Here is a 20718-nt window from a genome sequence, read left to right on the forward strand (position 1 = left end):
CGCACACGACGACGTTCTGTCAGGGCGCAGCTTTCCCAGCTTGTCGGAGCACTCCGCGCGGATTCTTCTTCCAAAGTGCTCTCTTCAACTCTGTGTGCCCGGAAGGGAACCGGATGTGGCCGGCACCTGCCAGCTGCCCACCTGTCGGGCCGCGGCGAAGCTCGCCCACGCCACCGTGTCCACGAGCGCCCGGTCGTCGGTCTGCCAGCGCCGGAACCCCGCGATCTCGCTCTCGTCCACCTGGTACGAGGCCAGCGCGGCGAGCAGCGCGACCCGGCCGGCGGCGCGCTGGGACTCGGGCAGGCCGGCGACGAGCTTGTCGACCCACCATCTGCTCAGTCCGGTGTCCTCGCCGCGCCAGTCCGCCAGCCGGGCCCGGACCACCTCGCGCACGGCCGGCGGCACCGACCGCTCCCCCGCCGCCTCGAACGCCGCGTACGACCGCGCCACGGCCCCCTCGACGAACGGGTTGCCGGCCGCCCAGCCCGCGTCCGCCGGCAGCGCCGCCTCGGGCAGCAGCGGCACGGACCGGCCGGCCTCGCGGTCGCCGCGCAGGGTCGGGCGCAGCACCCGGCTGATGCCGCGCTTCGCCCGCCGCCGCGACGCGGGCCGCAGCCCGGGCGGCAGCAGGAAGCTGGACAGGAAGACGTTCACCATCCGGGTGAGGTAGTGGAAACTGACGACGACGCCGACCAGTTCGGGCCGGTCGGCCGCCGGGAAGGGCTGCTCGCCGCCCGGGGCGCCCGGCAGGTGCGCGGACCGTGCCCACTCGGCGACCGCGCGGACGTGCGGGTCGCCGACCTCGGAGAGCCGGTCGGCCAGCACGGCCTCGGCCTCCTGCTCGGTGGACAGGTCGTACAGGCCGATGCTGTGCATCTCCGCGCAGTACGGGCACGTGTTGGCGACCGAGACCACCGCCGCGACCGCCTCCTTCAGGGCCCGGCTCACGGTGACCGTGGGCAGCAGCGGCTCGCGCATCAGCATCCAGTACGCGGCCAGCAGGTCCGGGGACGGCGAGTGCAGGAGGGCCGGCGGCACCACGAGGCGCATCTCGTCGGCGACCTGTCCGTACACGGTGGACACCAACCCTGTCGCGTTGGTGGGGGACACGGGCGCCACGTACCGGACCTGACGCTGCGCGACCGAGGAGATTACCCGCCCGACGACCATGCTGACCTCCCGCGATGGTGTGGTGAATTCCCAGTATGTACCGCATCCGGGCCCTCACGACCGCTGTGCGCGGAGTCGAGCACTCTGGGAGAAATCGCCGTGGGCGCGGGGTGTCGACCGGTGTGGCGCCCGGCTCCGGGTGGGATCCGGGCAGGGTGCGGCCGGGGCCCCAGGCGGGGTGCGGGACGGGCCCCGGGCAGGGTGCGGGCGCGCTCCGGCCTGGTGCGGAGCGGGCCCGGGCCGGGCGGGCCGGGGCATAATGAGGGGCATGTGCCGAAGCATCAAGATCCTGCGGCCCCCGGTCGCGCCCGAGGTCACCGAGGACGACATCCACGCGGCCGCGCTGCAGTACGTGCGGAAGGTGTCGGGGTTCCGCAAGCCCGCCGCGCACAACGCCGAGGCGTTCGACGCCGCCGTGGAGGCCGTGGCCCGGGCGACCGCCGAGCTGCTCGGGCGGCTGGAGGTCCGGGGGCACCATCACCACCACCCGCACGGGGAGCCGGCCGCCGACGCCGCCTAAGCGACCCGCCCGCCGCACCGAAGCGCCCCCGGCCGGTCACCTGCCGAGGCGGCGCACCCGTGTCACCCGCCGAGGCGGCCCACCCTTCTTCCCGGCCGGGGCGGCGCACCCCTCGCCACCGGAGACCGCCCGCCCCTCGCGGGCCGGGACCGCCCGCCCGTGGCCGCGGGCCCCTCGTACCCCGTGATGGTCGTGGGGTTGATCCTTTTCGGGCCCGCAGTCTTGGCACTGTCTCTTTCGGACAGACGCTACACCTGATCTTAACCTTCAAATATAGTCCAACATCAATATGTTCCTTCCGACTCCCCCGATCGGAGGACCACGATGGTCCGACTCGTCCGCGCCGCCGCCGTCACCCTGCTAGCCCTCGCCGGCAGCCTGGTGGCGTTCGCCGGCCCGGCACACGCCTCCGTCACCGACGCGAGCTGCGTACCGCCGAGCAGCAACGTCACGACGTTCAACCCGCCGATCTCGTTGGTGCTCGCACCCACCGTGCTCACCTACAAGACCACATACAAGCCCTGCACCTCGCAGACCGTGCCGAACCTGGTGTCCGGCCTGGTCAACGTGAGCTCCACCCTCAACGACCAGTGTCAGATGAACCTGCAGACGTTCGTCGTGACGTACACGATCCTGTGGAACACCGGCGCGACGACCAAGGTGCAGGCGACCCACACCGCGTACATCTCGGGCAGCACCCTGGTGACGACGTACACCGGCACGGTGATCGCCGGGCTGTTCACGGGCAGCTCCGTGGTCGAACAGCAGGTCGGCTCGGCCGTCGAACTCCAGCAGTGTCTGGCCGGCACCAACCGGCTGAAGAGCCTCACCTCGCGGGTCAGCCTGAAGATCTACCACTGACCGCACAGGAGGACGGCCTGACCCGTCCGCGCGGACCCGTGCCCAGTGGCACGGGTCCGCCCTGTGTGTCGCGGCGGGGCCCATCCCGTGTGTCACGATGAGGCCATGATCGTCACTGTCGTCCCGGACGGGCCCGTGCCCCCGTTCGAGCAGCTCAGAACCCAGATCACGGACCAGGCCCGCACCGGGGTACTCGCCGTCGGCACCCGGCTGCCCACCGTGCGCGCCCTGGCCGGCGAGCTGGGCCTCGCGCCGAACACCGTGGCCCGCGCCTACCGCGAGCTCGAACAGGACGGGGTCGTCGAGACCCGGGGGCGCAACGGCACGTTCGTGACGGCGTTCGGGGACGCCGCGCAGCGCCGGGTGCAGGTGGCCGCCGCCGCGTTCGCCGACACGGTGCGCCGGGCCGGGGTCACCCGGGACGAGGCCCTGCGGCTGGTCGCGGCGGCACTCGGGGACTGAGCCCCGCCCCGGGTCGCGCGGGGCGGACCGTGGCCGGTCGAGCGCGGGCGGTCGTGCGGGCCGGTTCCGACGCCCGGTCGTGCGGGCCGGTTCCGACGCCCGGTCGTGCGGGCCGGAAAGCTCCGGTCCCGCCGTGCGGGCCGGAACCCGTCGGTCCGGCCCCGGGTGCGGAACCGTCGTGGTCAGCCGGGCCAGTTGAGCGGCGCGCCCGTCTCCAGCAGCGTCTTCAGGCTGCTCAGCACCCACGCCCAGCCACCGCCGGCACCCGTGTCCGCCAGCTTGCCCGACATCAGGGGCCGCAGCCGCGACTGGCCGGTCAGGTCGTGGGTGACGGTCAGCGAGGTGACGCCGCCCTCGCCCGGCTTGATCTCGTACGTCAGCGTGCTGAAGCCCTCGGCGGCCATCTCCTCGTCCATCAGCATCCGCCAGGTCTGGACCAGCCTCTTCGGCGGGTCGGACTCGATCACCTCGCCGTCGACGGCCAGTTCGGGGGCGCCCATCGAGACCATCTCGGCGCTGGCGTAGCCCCGGTAGGCGCCGCCGGGGGTCAGGTCGTAGACGGAGCGGCCGCCGTAGCCGAACTTCTCGGTCCACTCCGGAGTCGTGATCGCGTCCCAGATCGCCTGGGGGGTGGCGCTGATGTACACCCGGTACACCTGGACGTGCTGCTCGGTGGTGGTCATGGTCCCTGCTCCAGTTCGTTCTTGAGGTCGACGAGCGCGGACACCCGGCGCTCGGTGTACTTGTCGATCCACCGGTCGTGGATCAGCCGGATCGGCACCGGGTTGAGGAAGTGCAACTTCTCCCGCCCCGACCTCCGGGTGACCACCAGGCCCGCCTCCTCGAGCACCCTCAGGTGCTTCATGACCCCGAACCGGGTCATCTCGAGCTCGGATTCCAGCTCGGTGAGCGTCTGGCCGTCCCGGGCGAACAACCGGTCGAGCAGGCGGCGGCGGGTCTGGTCCGCCAGGGCCTTGAACACGCGGTCGTCGTCGGTCACGGACCCAGGATAGGTGACCAAATGGTCACATGTAAAGGGTCAGGCCTCCTGGGGCAGGCCCCGCAGCGCGCGCCGGGTGCGCAGGGCCAGCGGCAGGCCGACGGCGAGCAGGGCGGCGACCACCAGGAGTTCGCCCCACGACCCGGAGCCGGGGGCCGTCCCCCACGTGCCGAGCCGCAGCGCGAGCACCGCGCCGCCGAGCACGAGCAGGGCCAGCCCCCACGCCGAGTCCCGGGCCGGCCGGAGCGCGCCGGCCACCAGGTACCCGGCGATGGCGACGGTCAGCAGCGCGCCGTAGACGGTCGCGGTGTCGAACGACCAGCTGAACGGGTCCACAGCCAGGCCGAGCACCAGGATCAGCGGAGCGGCCAGCACCAGCCCGCCGACCGGCACCGCGAGCAGCCAGGGCCACAGCCGGGGCTTCGGCGAGTCGGACCGGAAGGCGCCCATCGCGAGAACCAGCAGCAGGTCGAGGACGAACCGGGGCGCGTTGCGCAGCAGCAGTTCGCTGTCGTAGAGCCCCTGCCACAGCGGGGCCGGCAGGATCGCCAGCACCACGAGGACCTGGCTGAGCCGGCGGCGCCCCAGCAGCAGCGCCAGGTACCCGGCCAGGACGAGCAGGTCGACGACGATCCAGACCTGGTCCCAGAGGGCCGGCGGCAACGAGACCTCGACGCCGGGCACGGGGATCCCCTCCGCGGGGACGCCGGGTGGGCCGAAGGGGATCAGCCCGAGCCGCCCGTCGATCCAGAGCCGGACCACGAGGGAACTGACCACGGAGGCCGCGTGCGACAGGAGGCCGACCAGCGCGGCGATCCGGAGCGCCTGCCCCCAGACGAACTGCCTCGGCGGCGCGCCCAGCCCGCCGAACCAGAGCCGGGCCGCCAGGGCCAGCACGCTGAGGACCTCCGAGGCCGGCGGCCGGCCCAGGTCGGCGATGTCCTCGTCCAGTTCGGGGTCGCCGGTGGCCATGCTCTCCAGGAACGCGGTGACCATGTCCTCCTCCCACGCCCGGCGGTACGGCGCGGGCAGGAGGCGCAGCAGCCCGCGGTACCGGCGCTCCAGGCGGCTCACGCGGCACCACCGGCCGGCCTGGCCCGCAGGCGCGCGACGGCGACCTGGGCGTTGACGGCCTGGCGCTCGGCCTCCCGGGCCAGGGCGTGCCGGCCGCGTTCGGTGAGCCGGTAGTAGCGGCGCAGCCGGCCCTGCCAGACCTCCTCGCGGTCGGGCTCGACCAGTTCGTCGGCGGTGAGGCGGTCGAGGATGCCGTACAGCGAACCGATCTTGAGGGTGACCCGGTCCTGGGACAGCTCCGCCACGTCGCGGACGATCCCGTAGCCGTGCCGGGGGGTGTCGACGAGCGCCGTGAGGATGAAGAAGGCGGGCTCGGTCATGGCCTTGGTCATGCCGGCCAATATAATGGTTGCCAGGATATCCTGGCAAGAATGGCTACCGGGCCAGCGCCGGGGTCACCGCCGCGTTGAGCAGCCGCCGGACGTCGCCGGACTGGCAGACCAGCACGGCCGGGTCGCCGCGCACCTCGTCGACCGTGGCCGACACCCCGAGCACGGCGGCGGCGGTCACCAGCAGGTCGGCCGTCCCCGACGCGCCGGTGCGCAGGCAGATCGCGTCCCGGCTCGGGCCGAGCCCGCCGATCAGCAGGCCCATCCGCCAGGTCGCGGCCGCCGCCCCGGCACCCGAGCCGGCCAGGTCAGCGTCCAGCTCGCGCCGGGCGTGCCGGAGCGCGCCGCTCAGGGCCCGGACCACCAGGTGGTACACGGGGGCGGGCACCTCCACCCGCAGCCGGGGCCGCGAGGTACCGGGCGCGGGCTCCGACCGGGTCACCACGGCCCAGGCCAGCTCGGACAGCAGCCGGCACAGCCGCGCGGCCACCTGCTCGTCGTCGACCTCGGCGAGCGGCAGGTACCGCAGCCCGGTCGGCGGGGTCTGGGCCCGCGCTCCCCCGCGCCGCGACGGCCGGGTCTGGGCCGGCCGGAAGTTGCGCCACGCGATGGCGGCCTCCAGCAGCGCGTACTCGCCGGTCGGCACCTCGGCCAGCGCGCGGCGCAGACCGTCGGTGGCCGGGTCGGCGCGGCGGATCATCGGGGCGTGCCGGGTGAGGGATGCGGTCATCGTCTGCCTCCGGGGTCAGGTCTCGGGGTCAGGCTTCGGGAATGAGTCGGTCGGTCACGATGGCCCCGGCGCGGACCCGGTACGCCCAGACCTTGCCGGCCGAGCCGACCAGCTCACCGGTCTCGGTGAACCGGATGTCGCCGGTGACACCGGTACCCGAGTAGGCGTCGACGTACGCGACCATGGCCGGTCGGGTGGCGTGCCCCGCGTCGAGTCCGCGCAGGAAGATCGTCGCCGCGTCGTAGGCCTCGGCGCTGTAGGTGACCGGCGAGCGGCCGAACCGGTCCCGGTACTCGGTGAAGAACCGGCCCCCGGCCGTCTCCGGCGGGTGGCACGGGCACGTGATGACCGCGCCCTCGGCGGCGGCCGGGCCGGCCCGTTGCAGGAAACCCTCGTCCTTCACGCCGTCGCCGGCCACGAACGTCGCGGTGACGCCCGCCTCGCGCGCCTGGCGGAGGAGTTTGCCGGCCTCGTCGTAGTACCCGCCGTAGAAGATCGTGTCGGGTCTCGCCGCCACGATCTGGGCGACCACCTCGGAGAAGTCGAGCTGCTTGGAACGCACGGTCGCGCTGCGCACCACGTGGTGGCCGAGCACCTCCATCACCTGGGCGGCCAGGCCGTGGCCGTAGGCGCCGGTGTCGTCGATGACGAACACCTTCTCGGCGTCGAGCACCTTCTCGATGTACCGGCCGATCGCCGGCCCCTGCTGGGCGTCGCTGCCCAGCAGCCGGTGGAACGTCCGCCAGCCGTGGCCCGTCAGGCTCGTCTCGGTCGCCGAGGTGGAGATGGTGACGACCTGGCCCTGGTCGAGCAGCGGCACCGCCGCCTGGGACTCGCCGGAGAACACCGGGCCGACGACGCCGATGATCTCCGGATCGGCGACCACCCGCTGGGCCAGGGCCGGCGCCTGCTTCGGGTCGCCCTGGGAGTCGAACGTCGCCAACTGGACCGTGCACGTGCGGTGTGCCGCGTTGTGCTGTTCGATGGCCAGTTCGACGCCCTCGCGCACGTTGCGGCCCAGGTTCTCCGACACCCCGCTCAGCGGGCCGAACACGGCGATCCGCATCCCGCACCCGTCCGGCTGGGGGTCGGCGGCGTTCACGCAACCCGCCGCGACCAGGGCCGGGAGCAGCAGGGCGGTGACGCCGGACCAGCGCATACCCACCCCTCCCACCCGTCTTCAGTGTCGTGACTCACAGTGTGGTCCGGCGATGGTGAGGATTTCATGAGGCCCGATACTGGGAGGGTGACTCCCTGGTCCAGGCTTCTCGCGCCGGCCGCCGTCGCGGTCGTCGTGGCGCTGTCCGGCTGCACCGGGACGGCCGAGCCCCCGGTGACCCCGTCGGCGGGGCCCACCCACGGCCGGCTGCCCGACGCCGGCCTGTTCGCGGTCGACTCGCGGATCCTCGGGCCGATGGTGATCGACGGCCAGGGGTACGTGCTGTACCGGTTCGAGCACGACAGCTCGGCCCCGTCCCGCTCGACCTGCGTCAACGAGTGCTCGGCCCGGTTCACCCCCGTCCTCGTGCACGGCGAGCTGCGGGTGGTCGGGATCGACCGCCAGCTGGTCGGCAACGTGGCCCGCGAGGACGGCTCCGTCCAGCTCACCCTCGGCGGCTGGCCGCTGTACGGCTACAGCGGCGACCGGATGCCGGGCGACACCAACGGCCAGGACCACGCCGCCGGGTGGTGGGTCATCGCCCCCAACGGCGGGCGGGCCGCACGGCCGGGCGGTCAGGGAGGCTGAGCACCGCGCTGGTGCCGCCGCCGGGGCGCGCCTTGAGCCGCAGGCTGCCGCCGTGCAGTTCGGCCACCCACTGCGCGATGGCCAGGCCCAGCCCGATGCCGTCGGTCGAGCCGGTCCGGAACCGCCGGGTCCGGGCGTCCAGCGCCCAGTCGGGTACCCCGGTGCCACTGTCCTCGACGGTCACGGTCGCCTCCGTGACGAGCAGGCGGATCCGGGCCGGTTCGGCGCCGCGCCGGCCGTGCCGCACCGCGTTGCGGGCCAGGTTCTGGATGGCGATCCGGACCAGGGTCGGGTCGCCGTAGAGCACCGTGGGCTCGACCTCCACGGTCAGGACGTGCGGGGCCGGCACCGCCTCGGCGACGGCCTCCTCCGCGAGCTGGTCGAGCCGGAACGGCTGGCGTTCCAGGGCGCGCAGGCCGGCGACCACCCGGGCCCGGGTGAGCAGCGCCTCCACGGAGTCGGTGAGCCGTTCGGTGGACCGCAGCACCTGGCGGAGCGCGTCGGACTGCTGTTCGGGGTTCTTCAGCGCGGCCTCGGACAGGGCGCGCATCACCGTGAGCGGGGTCCGCAGCTCGTGGGCCGCGTCGGCCAGGAAGTGCTCCTGCTGCCCGACGGCCTCGGCGGCCGGCCGGGTGCCGCGCCGGGCCAGCAGGTAGCCCCCGCCGCCGGCCAGGGTCATGAAGATCGCGCCCCCGGCGACGAGGGCGAGGGCGAGCCGCTGGTGGGCGAGCTGGCCGGGGCGCGGGTCGGCGATCGCGACCACGGTCCCGGCGACCGCGCCCGTCACCCCGTGCGCGAACGGCACGGCCAGCAGCTGCACGTGGTGGCCGGTGGCGTCGGTGGCCGTCGCGGCGAGCTGGTTGCCGGTCCGCCACACGTCGCGGGCCGGTTGCAGCAGCGCCGGGGTGGGCATGGTCAGCCGGCCCGACGGGTGCGCGAAGACGAGGTTCACGTCGGTGCGGCTGGCCTCGAACACGTACACGGCGGTGGGGCCCTGGGCCGTGGGGTCGGTGAACAGGCTGTCCAGGCGGAGCGCGCCGGAGTCGTAGGACAGCAGGGCCACGGCGGTGCCGGCGACCCGGCGCAGTTCGGCGGTGGCGACCTCGCTGCGCTGTTCGGAGTCCACGACCAGGGCGACCGCGCCCATGCCGGCGAGCCCGGCGACGTTGAGGACGAGCAGCAGGACGGTCAGCCGGACCCGGAGCGAGACGAGCCGGGCCGCGGTCTGCAGGTGCACCTGCGGCCGGGCGGCGCGCGGACGGCGCTTCACATCGACGGGTGCCGCAGACCGTAGCCCGCGCCCCGGACGGTGGCGATCGCCAGCGGTTCGCCGAGCTTGCGGCGCAGCTGGGCGATGATGACGTCGACGACGTTGGAGGCCGGGTCGGCCACCTCGTCCCAGCAGTGCTCGATGAGCTCGGCCCTGCTGACCACGGACGGGTGCCGGGCGAGCAGGGTCTCCAGGACCGCGAACTCCTTCGGCGTCAGGATGAGCAGGATGCCGGCCCTGCGGACCTCGCGCCGGGCGGCGTCGACCTCGATGTCGCCGACCCGCATCACGGGCGGGAGCATGCTGCCCTGCCGGCGGCACAGCGCGCGGACCCGCAGCACGAGTTCGGCGGAGGAGAACGGCTTGGCCACGTAGTCGTCGGCCCCGGACTCGAAGCCGGCCACCCGGTCGTGCACGTCGGCCAGGGCGGTGAGCATCAGGGCGGGCACGGTCAGGCCGGCCTGGCGGCGGCGGTAGAGCTGGTCGGCCGAGTCGCCCTCGGGGAGCATCCGGTCGAGAACCAGGCAGTCGTACTCGTTCACGGACAGGCTGAGGTCGGCCTGGCTCCAGTCCGCCGCCTGGTCGACGGCGAAACCGGCCGATCTCAGGGCGGCGACGACCACGCCCCGAACGTCCGAGTCGTCCTCGACGACGAGCACCCGCATGCACGGCAGGGTACAACGTCGGGCCGGATCGTGGCGGGGGAACGGTGCGGCGGCGGGGGCCCGGGCGGCCCCCGCCGGCTCCCTAGCGGGCGAGCGTGGAGATGTCGATCACGAACCGGTAGCGCACGTCGCTGGCCTGCACCCGGGCGTAGGCCTCGTTGATCTGGTCGGCCGCGATGACCTCGATCTCGGCCCCGAGCCCGTGCGCGGCGCAGAAGTCGAGCATCTCCTGGGTCTCGGCGATCCCCCCGATCATCGAACCGGCGAGGGTCTTGCGCCCGCCGATCAGCGCGAACATCTGCACCGGGCTCGGGTCCTCGGGCGCGCCCACGTTGACGAGGGTGCCGTCGGTGGCGAGCAGGCCGAGGTAGGAGTTGAGGTCGATGTTCGCCGACACGGTGTTCACGATCAGGTCGAACGTGCCGGCCAGCTCCACGAACGTCGAAGGGTCGCCGGTGGCGTGGAAGTGGTCCGCGCCGAGCTTGAGCCCGTCGGCCTGCTTGGCGAGCGACTGGCTGAGCACGGTGACCTCCGCGCCGAGGGCGTGCGCGATCTTGACGCCCATGTGCCCGAGCCCGCCGAGGCCGACGATCGCGACCCGCTTGCCGGGGCCGGCGTTCCAGTGCTTCAGCGGGGAGTACAGGGTGATGCCGGCGCACAGCAGCGGGGCCGCCTCGTCGAGCCCGACGCCCTCGGGGATGCCGAGCACGTAGTTCTCGTCGACGACGATGTGCGTGCTGTACCCGCCGTAGGTGACGTCCCCGTCGCGGTCGTGGCCGTTGTACGTGCCGGTCATGCCGGCCGTGCAGTACTGCTCCAGGCCCGCCTCGCAGTTGGCGCATTCCCGGCACGAGTCGACGAAGCAGCCGACGCCGACCCGGTCGCCGACCGCGTACCGGGTGACCCCGGGGCCGACCTCGGTGACGATGCCGGCGATCTCGTGACCGGGCACAATCGGGAAGATCGCGGTGCCCCAGTCCTCGTTGACCTGGTGGATGTCGGAGTGGCAGATGCCGGCGTAGGCGATCTCGATCAGCACGTCGTGCTCACGGACCGCGCGGCGCGGGATCGTGGTGAGCTCCAGCGGGGCCTTGGCCGAGGGCGCGGCGTAGGCAGAGACGTTCGCCATGTGAGGCTCTCCTTGTCACGTGTTTGTCCTGACCAGTGTCGCCGGGTCCGCGCCGGTTACCCAGACCACCCGTTTTGGTACCACTGGCAGGGACAGGATCCGGGCCCCGTCGGCCTTGCATACTGGGACGATGGGCCTGCACACCGAACTCAGCGACTTCCTCCGCTCCCGCCGCGCCCGATTGAGCCCGGAAGAGGCTGGTCTGCACCAGTACGGTGGCCGGCGTCGGGTTCCGGGGCTGCGCCGCGAGGAACTGGCCCAGCTCGCCGGCGTCAGCGTCGCGTACTACACCCGACTGGAGCAGGGCAACGGCCAGAACGTGTCCGTGGAGATCCTCGACGCCGTGGCCCGGGCGTTGCGGCTCGACGAGGCGGAGCGGGCGCACCTGCTGCACCTGGCCCGGCCCGACCGGCGGGCGGCGGCGCGCCCGGTCCGGCCGCAGCGGGTCCGGCCCCAGTTGCAGCAGCTCATCGACGCGATGGACGGGGTGCCCGCCTACATCACGGGCCGGCGCACCGACGTGCTCGGCTGGAACCGGCTGGCCCGGGCGCTGCTGGTCGACTTCCCGGCCCTGCCGCCGGCCGAGCGGAACATGGCCCGGTTCGTGTTCCTGGACCCGAACGCCCGGGAGCTGTTCGTCGACTGGGCCGGCAAGGCGCGCGACACGGTCAACTACCTGCGGTTCGACGCGGGGCGGTACCCGTGCGACGAGCGGTTGTGCACGCTGGTCGGCGAGCTGTCGGTGCGCAGCGAGGACTTCCGGCAACTGTGGGCCGCGTACGGGGTGCAGGACAAGACGTTCGGGACGAAGGAGTTCCAGCACCCGGTCGTGGGGCCGATGACGCTGGCGTACGAGATCTTCCCGGTGCCCGGCGAGCAGTACCTGATCACGTTCCACGCGGAGCCGGGTACGGCGTCGGCGGAGGCGTTGCGGCTGCTCGCCAGCTGGGGCCCCGCCGAGGCGGAGCCGGTCGGCGAGCAGCCGCGCGCGGTCAGGTCGCCACGAGGGTGAGGTCGTCGCAGTAGCCGTAGCCGGTGCCGACCCGGGCGTAGCAGTAGACGACCGCCGTGGTGTTCGTCGCGCCGGTGGAGAACGCGACACCGCCGGACGCCCAGGACGTGGTGGTGAAGGCGGGCGCGCGGGTCTCGGTACCCCCGTAGGACTTCACGCCGATCACGACCTGGGTGCCGGTCGCCGACACCTTGCCCCACCCTGCGAGGGTGTAGGTCCGGTTGGGTTGCACCGTGACCACCTGCTCGACGGAGCCGGGGTAGGCGCCGACCCGCGCGCCGGAGGTGCCCGAGTGCGCGGCCGGGTCGAGCTGGCCCCGGTTGTAGACCGTCCAGGGGGCCAGGGTGCCGGCCTCGAAGCCGCCGTTGGCGAGCAGGTTCGCGCAGGTCGTCGGCGAGGCTTGATGCGCGCCGATGTCGGGCCGGCAGTCGGTCGGGACCGCGCCGCCGAAGTAGTCCCGGCCGCCGTTGCCCGCGACGACCGTGCCCGCGCCCCGGGCCGGTGAGCCGGTGCCGAGCTTCAGGCCGTCCGGCCCGGTGCCGGGTGCGACCAGCTTCGGGTCCGCCGTGATCTTCGTGGCGTCGGCCGGTTCGCTCGCCGGGTGGTTGCCGGAGAACACAGTGCTCTTCCACGTGTACGCCGACGACGCCGAACTCCCGTAACCGCCCGAGCCGAGGTTGGACACGATGTTGTTGGTGAACGCGACCTTCGTGTTCCCGGAGTCCTGCACGATCGCGGTGCTCGACCCGGCCGGCAGGAGGAACGTGTTGTTGTGGATCTGGGCGTTCTTCTCCCCCACCGCGTACAGGATCCGCGACTTGTCGGCCACGCTCAGGTTGTACCGGACCACGGTGCCCGTCGAGCTCGACCCGGCCCCGCACGCCCCGCAGAACAGCATGAAGCCGCCCTCGTTGTCGTGGCTGTAGTTGTACTGGAAGAGCGCGTTCAGGTTGCCGTAGTCCGAGTCGAAGGCCGTGCCGTCGTTGGTGCCCGGCTGGCGGCGCACGTGGTGCACCTCGTTGAACTGGAACGTCGGGTAGTCGCTGTTGATGGTCCACAGGCCGGCGTTGTTGCCGGGCGAGCGCATCGCGATGTCGTAGGCCAGGTTGCGCTGCACCAGTCCGTGGTCGGAGACCCGGAGCACGACCCCGTCGCCGCCGATGTCGTGCAGCACGTTGTCCTGGAACACGACCCGGGTGTTGGCCACCCAGTTCTGCTTCGTGCCGCAGCCGTCCCCGGTGCCGTACGTCGGCCGGCACATCCAGGTCGACCGGGTGGTCAGGCCCTCGCGGTCGACGTGGAAGATCTCGGAGTTCTGGACGAGTACGTCGTCGAAGTTCGTCGGCGTGGTCGTGCCCGTGACCCGGAACTGGATCCCGTTGCTCGCCTTGTCGTCGTTGCCGCGCACGTGGTGCACGTACACGTCGTCGACCACGTAGTGGTGCCCGGTGCCGTAGTCGGTCAGCTCGACGAGGAGGCCGTTGCGCTCGGCGGCGGTCGGGGCGTCGTTGGTGAGTTCCAGATCCCTGATCTCCCAGTACTGCTGGTTGCGCAGGTAGAACGCGGCGTACGCGGTGCCGGCCGCCGCGACGACCGGGCGGGCCGTGCCGGTGCCGTACGCGGCCACGGTGATCGGCGCGGCGGCCGTACCGGAGCCGAGCGGGTGCAGCTGCCCGGTACACGTCACGCCCCGGCGGAGCACGAGGGTGTCGCCGGGGGCGAAGGTGCGGGCGTTGACCGTGGCCAGGTCGCGCCAGGGGCTCGCGGCGCTGCCGTCGCCGGCGGCGGTGGCCGAGCAGTCGAGGTGGTAGGTCGCGGGGGCCGCCGCCTGGGCGGCCGCCGGGGTGAGCAGGGTGGTGGTGAGGGCCAGCACGGCGAGGAGGGGTCTCATGTGCGCTCCTTCGGGGTCGGGGGAACGGGGTCGGCCGGGCACGACGTCGGACCCGGCGGGTCGCGCGGTCCAGGTACGCCACCGGGCCTGGTCCCGGGCGGACGGCTATGCCGTGGCCGGCAGGTCGAACAGGGCCGCCAGGTCGACGGTCCGGGTGCGGCCCGACGGGAACGCCACGGTCACGACCGTGCCGGTCACCGTGGCGGTCGCCGGCGCGGTGGGCGCGAACCCGAGCTGGTGGTCCGCGACGAACACGCCCCCGCCGACCACCTCGCCGGTCAGGTACGGCGCGGCGGCCTCCGGACCGAGCGCGCTGTCCCCGTCCTGCCGGACCGTGCCGGCCCGGGTCCAGCCGTGCAGGGGCGCCACGGCGCTGACCAGGCCGTCGGCGGCGCGGACCGCCCCGTCGCCGGCCGTCACGTCGTCCCCGGCGACGGCATGCCCGCCCTCGCGGACCCCGAACGTGCCGCGCGCGGTCACCCAGTGGCAGCGCACCTCGTGGCCGGCGTCGACCACGGAGGCGGTCACGACCCGGGCGTCCCACGGCGTGCCGTCCCGGGTCGGGACGTGCCAGGAGGCGGCCAGGTCGCCGTCGACCAGGTGGCCCAGGATCGGGCCGCGCCGGCTCGCCCGGCCGTCCCGGAGCAGCGCGAGGTGCCCGTCGACCGCGTCGTCGAAGGCGGCCCCGGTGCCGGGGGCGGTGTGGGTGGAGTAGCCGAACTTGGCGTAGTGCGGGTCGTCGGGGTCTCCGCCGCCGGGGTTCCAGGCGTCGGAGGCGTGGTCGCTGCCGTGGTTGACGAGGCGGACCACCCCGTCGCCGGCCCCGTGCAGCAGCCAGCCGGCGGCCGGCAGCGGGTGGGTGAACGACGCTTCGTCCGGGGCGGGCTCCACAGCCGTCCACACAGGATGGTCCTCCGGGAGTCCGAGCCCGGCGAAGCCCATGGCGGCGAAGTACGGCGAACCGGGGCCGCTGTACGGCTGGGTCAGGGGCAGGTGGTCGGCCGCGCCCCAGCCGAGCGACACCGGCCGGTCGACGCCGACGCCCCGGGTGACGAAGTACCGCAGCAGGCCGCTGGCGATCCGGCGGGTCTCCCCCGGCGCGAGCGGGGACACCCCCTCGGACTCCGCGAGCCACAGGGCGGCCAGGGACGCCGTGCGGTAGGTGAGCGAGCGGCCCTGGTGCAGCATGCGGCCGTCGGGGGCGAAGGTGCGGGCGTAGTCGGCGACGAAGGAGCGCAGCCGCTCCCGCCACGCGCGTAGCTCGTCCGGGGTGCCGCGTTCGGCGTACCACGCGCCGAGGAACGGGTGGATCGCCCAGCCGAGGTAGTGGTCGAAGTTGCGGCCGGGGCCGTCTCGGTACCAGCCGTCGCCCAGGTGGTAGCCCTCGATCACGGCGACGCCCTCGGCGCCCCGGCAGCCGGTGACGTCCGCGCCCACCGAGCTGAGGAACGCCTCGCAGGCGGCGGGGAACAACTGCCAGTTGTTGGGCCACACCGGCAGCCGGGCGTGGTGGCCGAGCCAGTCGACCAGGCGTTCGCGGGTCGCGGCGTCGAGGAGGTCCCAGATCCGGCCCCGGCCGGCCCGCAGCGCCAGCGCCAGGTTCGCGGCCTCCACGGTGGGCTGGCCGGAGCCGACCATCGGGGTACGGCACGGGTCCGCGCGCGGCCAGGCGCCGGCGACCCCGGCGGTGACGCCCTCGGCGTACCAGCCGGCGAGGTCGTGCGGGTCGTCGCCCCCGGCGATCCGGTGCGCGGCGAGCAGCATGCTGCGGGCGAACCCCTCCAGGCCGTCGCTGCGCGCCCCGGAGCCGCTGGTCCGGCCGGGGATGTCGAAGAGGGCCCGGTCGGGGCTGGCGTACCGGCGCAGGTGCAGCAGCCAGTGGTCGGCGACGGCCTCCCAGTGCCCGCGCCCCCACCCGGTGTGCGGGGACAGCCGGAGGTCCCGGGCGGGCAACCGGAGCCCGGGGGCGGCCGGTCCGGGGGCTGGGGAGTGGCGTCCCGGTGACAGTGGCGAGTGCATGCGGAAAGCGTTTACCAATCGACGGGTACCTGTCAAGAGGGTGTTCTCGACCGTGACCGGGGATGTACTACTCTGCAGGGAAAACGTTTACAGAAACAGAGGGCCCGATGACCCGCAAGCGCAACGCCCCCGGCGGCCGGGCCACGATCCGCGACGTCGCCGAGCGAGCCGGGGTCTCCGTCGCCACCGTCTCCCGGGTCCTCGCCGGCACCTACCCGGTCGCGCCCGCCACCCGGGCCAAGGTCACCAGGGCCGTCGCCGCCCTGGACTACGTGGTCAACGCGCACGCCCGCGCCCTGTCCGGCCAGAGCGCCAAGACGGTCGCGATCCTGATCAGCACCGTCGACGCGGCGTTCTACGCGAAGATCGCCCAGGGCGTGGAGGACCAGGCCGCCGCCGAGGGCCGGCTGTGCCTGGTGTGCACGACGGGCGGCGACCCGGACCGGGAGATGGCCGTCCTGAAGCTGCTCCGCGAACAGCACGCCGACGCGGTGATCCTGGTCGGCGCGGTCGTCGAGAACGAGGAGTACCGGCGGCGGATGGCGCAGGTCGCGCAGTCCCTGCACGCGTCCGGCTCCCGCCTCGTCCTCGTCGGCCGGCCGTCCCTGGGCCCCGACGTGCCGGCCGTGACCGTGGAGTACGACAACACCGCCGGGGCGTACGCGCTGACCAGCCACCTCCTGTCCCAGGGCCACGAACGCATCCTCTACCTGGGCGGCGCGCCCGGGCACAGCACCGCCGAGGAACGGATCGCCGGCTACCGCCGGGCCCTCGCCGAGCACGGGGTCCCGGCCGACCCGGAGTTGCAGGTGCTCGGCATGTTCGGCCGCCCGTTCGGGTACGACGCGATGCGCCGCCTCCTCGCCGCCGGCCCGCCCGCGTTCACGGCGGTGTTCGGCTCCGACGACCTGGTGGCGGCCGGCGCGGTGCAGGCCCTGCGCGAGGCGGGGCTGTCGGTGCCCGGGGACATGTCGGTGGTCGGCTACAACGACATCTCCCCCGCACTGGACCTCCAGCTGACCACCGTGCACATCCCCAGCGAGGAACTGGGCCGCACCGCCGTCCGGCTCGCGCTGCACTCCCGCGACCTGACCCCGCACGTCGTGCTCGGCACGCACGTCGTGATCCGCGAGTCGGTCCGGTCCCGCCGCCGCGCCTGACCGACGACGGGCCGGGCGGGCCGGCGCGCCACGCGGCGACGGGACCGGACCGGCCGCGCGCCCGGGCGGCCACCCGGGCGTCGGGACCGGCCGGACGGCCACCATGAACCGGCGGGACCGGGCCGCGACCGGCCCCGGGGGTCCCGGGTACCGGCCGTCGGGGACCTGTCAGGCGGCGGCGTGCTCCGTCGAGTACTCCTCGGCGGCCTTCGCTCCGCCCTTGCCCTTCCAGTCCTTCAGGATCGCGTCCCACTCCGACAGGGACTTGCGGCCGAACAGCACCGCCGCGAGCCCGTCGCCGATCACCTTGTCGAGCTGCGCGCCGCTGGCCGACCACGTCCCGGACCGCAGCCCGTTGGACGGGTCCGCGACGCTGCGCGGCAGGGTGTCGCTCTCCCACTGGTGCAGCCGGCGGGTCGCGTCGGGCATACCCGGGAAGTAGATGACCTGCGGGGCGGCGGCGACGTACTTGAACGGCAGCGTCGTGTTGTTCTCCACCTTGGCCAGGTCCGTGAGCGCGATCCCGCCGTCGGCGCCCCGGGTGAAGTGCGCGCCCTCGACCCCGAAGTTCGCCAGCTCGTACTCCTTCGAGCCGAACGGCGAGGCCAGGTAGTCGCACACCCGCAGCAGCAGCTTGAGCCGGTCGGCGGACGCCTTCTTGAACACGGTGTACCCGAACCGGCCGTTGCCCTGCCACGGGGTGGCGTTCTTCGCGTACGGCAGCGCGAAGTCGAACGTGAAGTCCTTCACCTTGGTCGTGGTCGCCTGGTACGCGCCGAACCCGTCGGTCATCGAGGCGACCGTCTGGTTGTAGAACAGCGACTTCATGTCCACGGCGCTGGTGGTCAGCGAGTCCGGGTAGTACGGCAGCTTGGTCATGAACTCGAGGGCCTTGCGGAACTGCTCCGTCTCGTACGTGGAGACGAACTGGCCGTTCTCCACCTTCCACAGGTTGGGCGCGCCGAACGAACCGGCGTGGTAGGCGGCCGTGTTCGGTCCGGTGAAGTTGCTGGCCGACGCCCCGATCCCCCACTTCTTGTTGCCGGTGTAGCCCTTCATGGCGGCGAGGAAACCGTCGGCGTCCCAGTCGCGGGGCACGCCGGCCTTCTCCAGCGCGGACCGGTTCAGGATCAGGCTGTTGCCGGGCATCGGGCGCTCGGTCGGGACGCCGTACAGCTTGCCGCCGATCCGGCCCATGCCCTTCCACGAGTACCCGGGGATGTTGGCCAGGTTCGGGTACGCCTTCACGTTGTCCCCGCCGATCAGGTCGGACAGGTCCGCGCACTGGCTGAGGATGAAGTCCTGCTCGCGGGACAGGTAGTAGCCCGCGCCGAACATGATGATGTCGGGCAGGTCCCCGGACGCCATCACGGTGGCCATCTTCTTCTGGAACTCCGCGTCGGGCACCATGACGAGCTTCAGGTTGACGCCGAGCGCCTTGTTCAGCGCGGCCCAGAGCTGGTTCTGCTCGACGGGCTTCGGCGGCGTGCCGTAGGTGATCACCATGGCGGTCACGTCGGAGCCGTCGCCCGGCTTGTCCTTGACGGCCTGGGCGAGGTTGGCCGGGTAGTTCAGGTAGCCGGGCTGCACACCGGTCTTCGCGTCGCCGGCCAGGTCGGGCTTCGGCCCGGCGAACGGCACGTACGTCGGCCACGGGGTGAGGTTCTTGCCCGAGTTGCCGACCGCGCCCTTGGCGGAGCCGCCGTCGCAGGCGGTCAGCGCCGGGCCCGCGGTCACGGCCAGCGCCCCGGCGCCGATCATCTTGAGGAGGGACCTGCGGTCCATGGAAGTTCCTTTCCGAGCCTGTGAGGGGGGTACGGCGTCACGCCTTGACGGCGCCGGTCAGGACGCCCTTGACGAAGTAGCGCTGGACGAACGGGTAGAGGCACACGATCGGCAGGGTGGCCAGGACGACGACGGCCATCTGGATCGACTGCGGGGCGTTGGCGCTGGCGGACTCGCTGACACTGGAGTCGGCGAGCTGCGCGCCCTGGGTGACGTACTGGCGCAGCACCGTGCCGATCGGCCACTTCGACTGGTCGTTGAAGTAGATGATCGCCTCGAAGAACCGGTTCCAGTACGCGACGGCGTAGAACAGGCCGATCACGGCCACCACCGCCTTGGACAGCGGCAGGACGACCCGGAGGAGGATCCGGAACTCCCCCGCGCCGTCGATCCGGGCCGCCTCCAGGAGTTCGGTGGGCACCGACTGGAAGAAGCCGCGCATCACGACCAGGTTGAACACGTTGACGAGGAACGGCAGCACGAGCGCCGAGTACGTGTCGAACAGGCCCGTGCCGCGCACGATCAGGAACAGCGGGATCATGCTCGGCGGGAACAGGAAGGTGAACATGACGAGCAGCAGGATCGGCCTGCCGCCGAACAGCTGAGGGCGGGCCAGCCCGTACGCGAGGCCGATCGTGGCGACCAGGCTCAGGGCGGTGCCGAGGATCGTGACCCCGGCGCTGACCAGCAGGGCCTTGGTGACGATGCCGCCGCCGAGGATCTCGGTGTAGGCGTCCAGGGACAGGTCCGACGGCCAGATCACGTAGCCGCCGTTGGCCGTGACCAGTTCCGGGGAGCTGACGCTGGTCGCGACGACCGTCCACAGGGGGAAGACGACGAGCAGCGTGACGACGGTCAGGGCGACGCCCTTGGCCACCCGTACCGCGATGGTGGGTCGTCCCTGCCAGGCGGGTCTCATCGGGCGTACACCCCCTGCTCTCCGAGTCGGTGCGCGATCCGGTTCGCGGTGTAGATCAACGCGAGTCCGACCACGCCCTTGAACAGCCCGGCCGCGGCGGCCAGGCCCCAGTTGCCGTTCGCGAAGCCCGAGTAGTAGACGAAGGTGTCGAGCACCTCGCCGACCTCGGGACCCACGGCGTCGCGCTGCAGGAAGAACTGCTCGAACCCGATCGAGAGGAACTCCCCCAGCCGCAGGATCAGCAGCAGCACGATCACCGGGCGGATCGCCGGCAGGGTGACGTGCCAGAGGCGGCGGCCGTAGCCGGCCCCGTCCAGCGCGGCCGCCTCGTACTGCTGCTCGTCGACCTGGGACAGCGCGGCCAGGAAGATGATCGTGCCGAAGCCCGACTCCTTCCAGATCACCTGCGCGACGACCAGCGGCTTGTACATGTCCGGGTTGCCGATGACGTCCACCGTGGTCAGGCCGTGGTCGCCCAGGAAACCGTTGAGCACCCCCGTACCGCCCAGGATCTGCTGGAACAGCGCGATCACGATCACCCACGAGATGAAGTGCGGCAGGTAGACCACGCTCTGCACGAACTTCCGCAGGAACGTGCCCGTCAGGCTGTGCAGGAGCAGGGCCAGCGCGAGGGGTACCGGGAAGTAGAAGACCAGCTGGAGCGCCGCGATCAGCACGGTGTTCAGCGTGGCGTTCCAGAAGGCCGGGTCGCCGAACATCGCGGCGAAGTTCGCGGCGCCCACCCAGGCGCTGTCGCCGATCCCCAGGTAGGGCACGTAGTCCTGGAAGGCGATCACGTTGCCGAACAGCGCGCCGTAGTGGAACACGAGGAAGTACGCCACGCCCGGCACCATCAGGGCCAGGAGCAGCGCGTCCCGCCGCAGCCGACGGCGCCTGTTCGGCGGGCGGTGCGTCGGTGGCGGGCTGGTCACGGTCACGCTCTGTCCTCTCGGTCACGGGTTTTCGCTGGGGTGT

Annotated in this window: 21 protein-coding genes; 6 read left to right on the plus strand and 15 right to left on the minus strand. The window is 72.8% G+C overall.

Annotated elements, in window-relative coordinates; translation table 11 throughout:
• Window positions 1–84 precede the first annotated feature (84 nt).
• A complete protein-coding gene (locus tag AB0M43_RS03365; protein ID WP_363720707.1) occupies window positions 85–1170 on the minus strand; it encodes a carboxymuconolactone decarboxylase family protein in 1086 nt (361 codons plus the stop codon).
• Window positions 1171–1438: 268 nt separating this feature from the next.
• Here AB0M43_RS03365 and AB0M43_RS03370 point away from each other — a divergent pair, with 268 nt between their 5' ends.
• From AB0M43_RS03370 to AB0M43_RS03380, 3 genes are all read left to right on the plus strand, one after another.
• Window positions 1439–1690 (plus strand): DUF2277 domain-containing protein, encoded by a 252-nt coding sequence (locus AB0M43_RS03370; RefSeq protein WP_363720708.1) that lies wholly within the window; start codon window positions 1439–1441, stop codon window positions 1688–1690.
• Window positions 1691–2014: 324 nt separating this feature from the next.
• Window positions 2015–2551 carry a hypothetical protein gene (locus AB0M43_RS03375; protein ID WP_363720709.1) on the plus strand — a complete coding sequence of 179 codons (537 nt, stop codon included), beginning with the start codon at window positions 2015–2017 and terminating at the stop codon, window positions 2549–2551.
• 105 nt (window positions 2552–2656) lie between these two features.
• Entirely contained in the window at window positions 2657–3013 is a 357-nt protein-coding gene (locus AB0M43_RS03380; RefSeq protein ID WP_363720710.1) for a GntR family transcriptional regulator, read from the plus strand.
• A gap of 182 nt (window positions 3014–3195) precedes the next feature.
• Here AB0M43_RS03380 and AB0M43_RS03385 read toward each other — a convergent pair whose 3' ends face one another.
• The 6 genes from AB0M43_RS03385 to AB0M43_RS03410 are packed head-to-tail and all read right to left on the minus strand — an operon-like array spanning window position 3196 to window position 7305.
• Window positions 3196–3696: an SRPBCC family protein gene (locus AB0M43_RS03385; protein ID WP_363720711.1), complete on the minus strand. Its 501-nt coding sequence runs from the start codon at window positions 3694–3696 to the stop codon at window positions 3196–3198.
• Window positions 3693–4013: a metalloregulator ArsR/SmtB family transcription factor gene (locus tag AB0M43_RS03390; RefSeq protein ID WP_363720713.1), complete on the minus strand. Its 321-nt coding sequence runs from the start codon at window positions 4011–4013 to the stop codon at window positions 3693–3695. Before AB0M43_RS03390 ends, AB0M43_RS03385 begins: the two co-directional genes overlap by 4 nt.
• Before the next feature lie 39 nt (window positions 4014–4052).
• Window positions 4053–5087, minus strand: coding sequence for a hypothetical protein (locus tag AB0M43_RS03395; protein WP_363720715.1), 1035 nt, complete (start codon window positions 5085–5087; stop codon window positions 4053–4055).
• A complete protein-coding gene (locus AB0M43_RS03400) occupies window positions 5084–5407 on the minus strand; it encodes a PadR family transcriptional regulator (RefSeq protein ID WP_363720952.1) in 324 nt (107 codons plus the stop codon). Before AB0M43_RS03400 ends, AB0M43_RS03395 begins: the two co-directional genes overlap by 4 nt.
• Before the next feature lie 55 nt (window positions 5408–5462).
• On the minus strand, window positions 5463–6146 hold the full coding sequence (locus AB0M43_RS03405) for a hypothetical protein (protein ID WP_363720716.1): 684 nt from the start codon (window positions 6144–6146) through the stop codon (window positions 5463–5465).
• A gap of 28 nt (window positions 6147–6174) precedes the next feature.
• Window positions 6175–7305: a branched-chain amino acid ABC transporter substrate-binding protein gene (locus AB0M43_RS03410; protein WP_363720954.1), complete on the minus strand. Its 1131-nt coding sequence runs from the start codon at window positions 7303–7305 to the stop codon at window positions 6175–6177.
• 87 nt (window positions 7306–7392) lie between these two features.
• Between AB0M43_RS03410 and AB0M43_RS03415 the strand changes: the two genes are divergently transcribed.
• Entirely contained in the window at window positions 7393–7893 is a 501-nt protein-coding gene (locus AB0M43_RS03415; protein ID WP_363720718.1) for a hypothetical protein, read from the plus strand.
• Here AB0M43_RS03415 and AB0M43_RS03420 read toward each other — a convergent pair.
• The 3 genes from AB0M43_RS03420 to AB0M43_RS03430 form a co-directional block, all read right to left on the minus strand.
• Window positions 7841–9163, minus strand: coding sequence for a HAMP domain-containing sensor histidine kinase (locus AB0M43_RS03420; protein ID WP_363720720.1), 1323 nt, complete (start codon window positions 9161–9163; stop codon window positions 7841–7843). The two genes, AB0M43_RS03415 and AB0M43_RS03420, sit on opposite strands and share 53 nt — an antisense overlap.
• Entirely contained in the window at window positions 9160–9828 is a 669-nt protein-coding gene (locus tag AB0M43_RS03425) for a response regulator transcription factor (protein WP_363720722.1), read from the minus strand. The genes AB0M43_RS03420 and AB0M43_RS03425 overlap by 4 nt, the downstream gene beginning before the upstream one ends.
• Before the next feature lie 82 nt (window positions 9829–9910).
• Window positions 9911–10957, minus strand: a complete 1047-nt coding sequence (locus tag AB0M43_RS03430; RefSeq protein ID WP_363720723.1) for an NAD(P)-dependent alcohol dehydrogenase — start codon at window positions 10955–10957, stop codon at window positions 9911–9913.
• A gap of 130 nt (window positions 10958–11087) precedes the next feature.
• Here AB0M43_RS03430 and AB0M43_RS03435 point away from each other — a divergent pair, with 130 nt between their 5' ends.
• Complete coding sequence (locus AB0M43_RS03435) at window positions 11088–11969, plus strand: helix-turn-helix transcriptional regulator (RefSeq protein WP_363720725.1); 882 nt, start codon at window positions 11088–11090, stop codon at window positions 11967–11969.
• Here AB0M43_RS03435 and AB0M43_RS03440 read toward each other — a convergent pair.
• Both AB0M43_RS03440 and AB0M43_RS03445 read right to left on the minus strand, forming a co-directional pair.
• The gene (locus AB0M43_RS03440) at window positions 11950–13860 is read right to left on the minus strand and encodes a carbohydrate binding domain-containing protein (protein ID WP_363720726.1); all 1911 of its coding nucleotides are present in this window, start codon (window positions 13858–13860) and stop codon (window positions 11950–11952) included. The genes AB0M43_RS03435 and AB0M43_RS03440 overlap by 20 nt on opposite strands.
• Before the next feature lie 105 nt (window positions 13861–13965).
• Complete coding sequence (locus tag AB0M43_RS03445; RefSeq protein WP_363720728.1) at window positions 13966–15879, minus strand: DUF2264 domain-containing protein; 1914 nt, start codon at window positions 15877–15879, stop codon at window positions 13966–13968.
• Between the two features lie 107 nt (window positions 15880–15986).
• On the opposite strand from AB0M43_RS03445, the gene AB0M43_RS03450 reads away from it, so the two are divergent.
• The gene (locus AB0M43_RS03450; protein ID WP_363720730.1) at window positions 15987–17039 is read left to right on the plus strand and encodes a LacI family DNA-binding transcriptional regulator; all 1053 of its coding nucleotides are present in this window, start codon (window positions 15987–15989) and stop codon (window positions 17037–17039) included.
• 168 nt (window positions 17040–17207) lie between these two features.
• On the opposite strand, the gene AB0M43_RS03455 is transcribed toward AB0M43_RS03450, so the two are convergent.
• Genes AB0M43_RS03455 through AB0M43_RS03465 form a run of 3 tightly spaced genes read right to left on the minus strand, consistent with a single transcriptional unit; the run spans window position 17208 to window position 20681 of the window.
• A complete protein-coding gene (locus tag AB0M43_RS03455) occupies window positions 17208–18824 on the minus strand; it encodes an extracellular solute-binding protein (RefSeq protein WP_363720732.1) in 1617 nt (538 codons plus the stop codon).
• 37 nt (window positions 18825–18861) lie between these two features.
• The gene (locus AB0M43_RS03460) at window positions 18862–19743 is read right to left on the minus strand and encodes a carbohydrate ABC transporter permease (RefSeq protein ID WP_363720733.1); all 882 of its coding nucleotides are present in this window, start codon (window positions 19741–19743) and stop codon (window positions 18862–18864) included.
• A complete protein-coding gene (locus AB0M43_RS03465) occupies window positions 19740–20681 on the minus strand; it encodes an ABC transporter permease subunit (RefSeq protein ID WP_363720735.1) in 942 nt (313 codons plus the stop codon). Before AB0M43_RS03465 ends, AB0M43_RS03460 begins: the two co-directional genes overlap by 4 nt.
• Window positions 20682–20718 lie beyond the last annotated feature (37 nt).

This window comes from Longispora sp. NPDC051575 (assembly GCF_040681875.1).
In the GTDB taxonomy this organism is placed as follows: domain Bacteria; phylum Actinomycetota; class Actinomycetes; order Mycobacteriales; family Micromonosporaceae; genus Longispora.

Bases quoted from the DNA above. Each gene is read 5' to 3' on its own strand.
- AB0M43_RS03365 (WP_363720707.1), bottom strand. From the start codon at position 1,170: ATGGTCGTCGGGCGGGTAATCTCCTCGGTCGCGCAGCGTCAGGTCCGG.
- AB0M43_RS03370 (WP_363720708.1), top strand. From the start codon at position 1,439: ATGTGCCGAAGCATCAAGATCCTGCGGCCCCCGGTCGCGCCCGAGGTC.
- AB0M43_RS03375 (WP_363720709.1), top strand. From the start codon at position 2,015: ATGGTCCGACTCGTCCGCGCCGCCGCCGTCACCCTGCTAGCCCTCGCC.
- AB0M43_RS03380 (WP_363720710.1), top strand. From the start codon at position 2,657: ATGATCGTCACTGTCGTCCCGGACGGGCCCGTGCCCCCGTTCGAGCAG.
- AB0M43_RS03385 (WP_363720711.1), bottom strand. From the start codon at position 3,696: ATGACCACCACCGAGCAGCACGTCCAGGTGTACCGGGTGTACATCAGC.
- AB0M43_RS03400 (WP_363720952.1), bottom strand. From the start codon at position 5,407: ATGACCGAGCCCGCCTTCTTCATCCTCACGGCGCTCGTCGACACCCCC.
- AB0M43_RS03405 (WP_363720716.1), bottom strand. From the start codon at position 6,146: ATGACCGCATCCCTCACCCGGCACGCCCCGATGATCCGCCGCGCCGAC.
- AB0M43_RS03410 (WP_363720954.1), bottom strand. From the start codon at position 7,305: ATGCGCTGGTCCGGCGTCACCGCCCTGCTGCTCCCGGCCCTGGTCGCG.
- AB0M43_RS03425 (WP_363720722.1), bottom strand. From the start codon at position 9,828: ATGCGGGTGCTCGTCGTCGAGGACGACTCGGACGTTCGGGGCGTGGTC.
- AB0M43_RS03430 (WP_363720723.1), bottom strand. From the start codon at position 10,957: ATGGCGAACGTCTCTGCCTACGCCGCGCCCTCGGCCAAGGCCCCGCTG.
- AB0M43_RS03435 (WP_363720725.1), top strand. From the start codon at position 11,088: ATGGGCCTGCACACCGAACTCAGCGACTTCCTCCGCTCCCGCCGCGCC.
- AB0M43_RS03440 (WP_363720726.1), bottom strand. From the start codon at position 13,860: ATGAGACCCCTCCTCGCCGTGCTGGCCCTCACCACCACCCTGCTCACC.
- AB0M43_RS03445 (WP_363720728.1), bottom strand. From the start codon at position 15,879: ATGCACTCGCCACTGTCACCGGGACGCCACTCCCCAGCCCCCGGACCG.
- AB0M43_RS03450 (WP_363720730.1), top strand. From the start codon at position 15,987: ATGACCCGCAAGCGCAACGCCCCCGGCGGCCGGGCCACGATCCGCGAC.
- AB0M43_RS03455 (WP_363720732.1), bottom strand. From the start codon at position 18,824: ATGGACCGCAGGTCCCTCCTCAAGATGATCGGCGCCGGGGCGCTGGCC.
- AB0M43_RS03460 (WP_363720733.1), bottom strand. From the start codon at position 19,743: ATGAGACCCGCCTGGCAGGGACGACCCACCATCGCGGTACGGGTGGCC.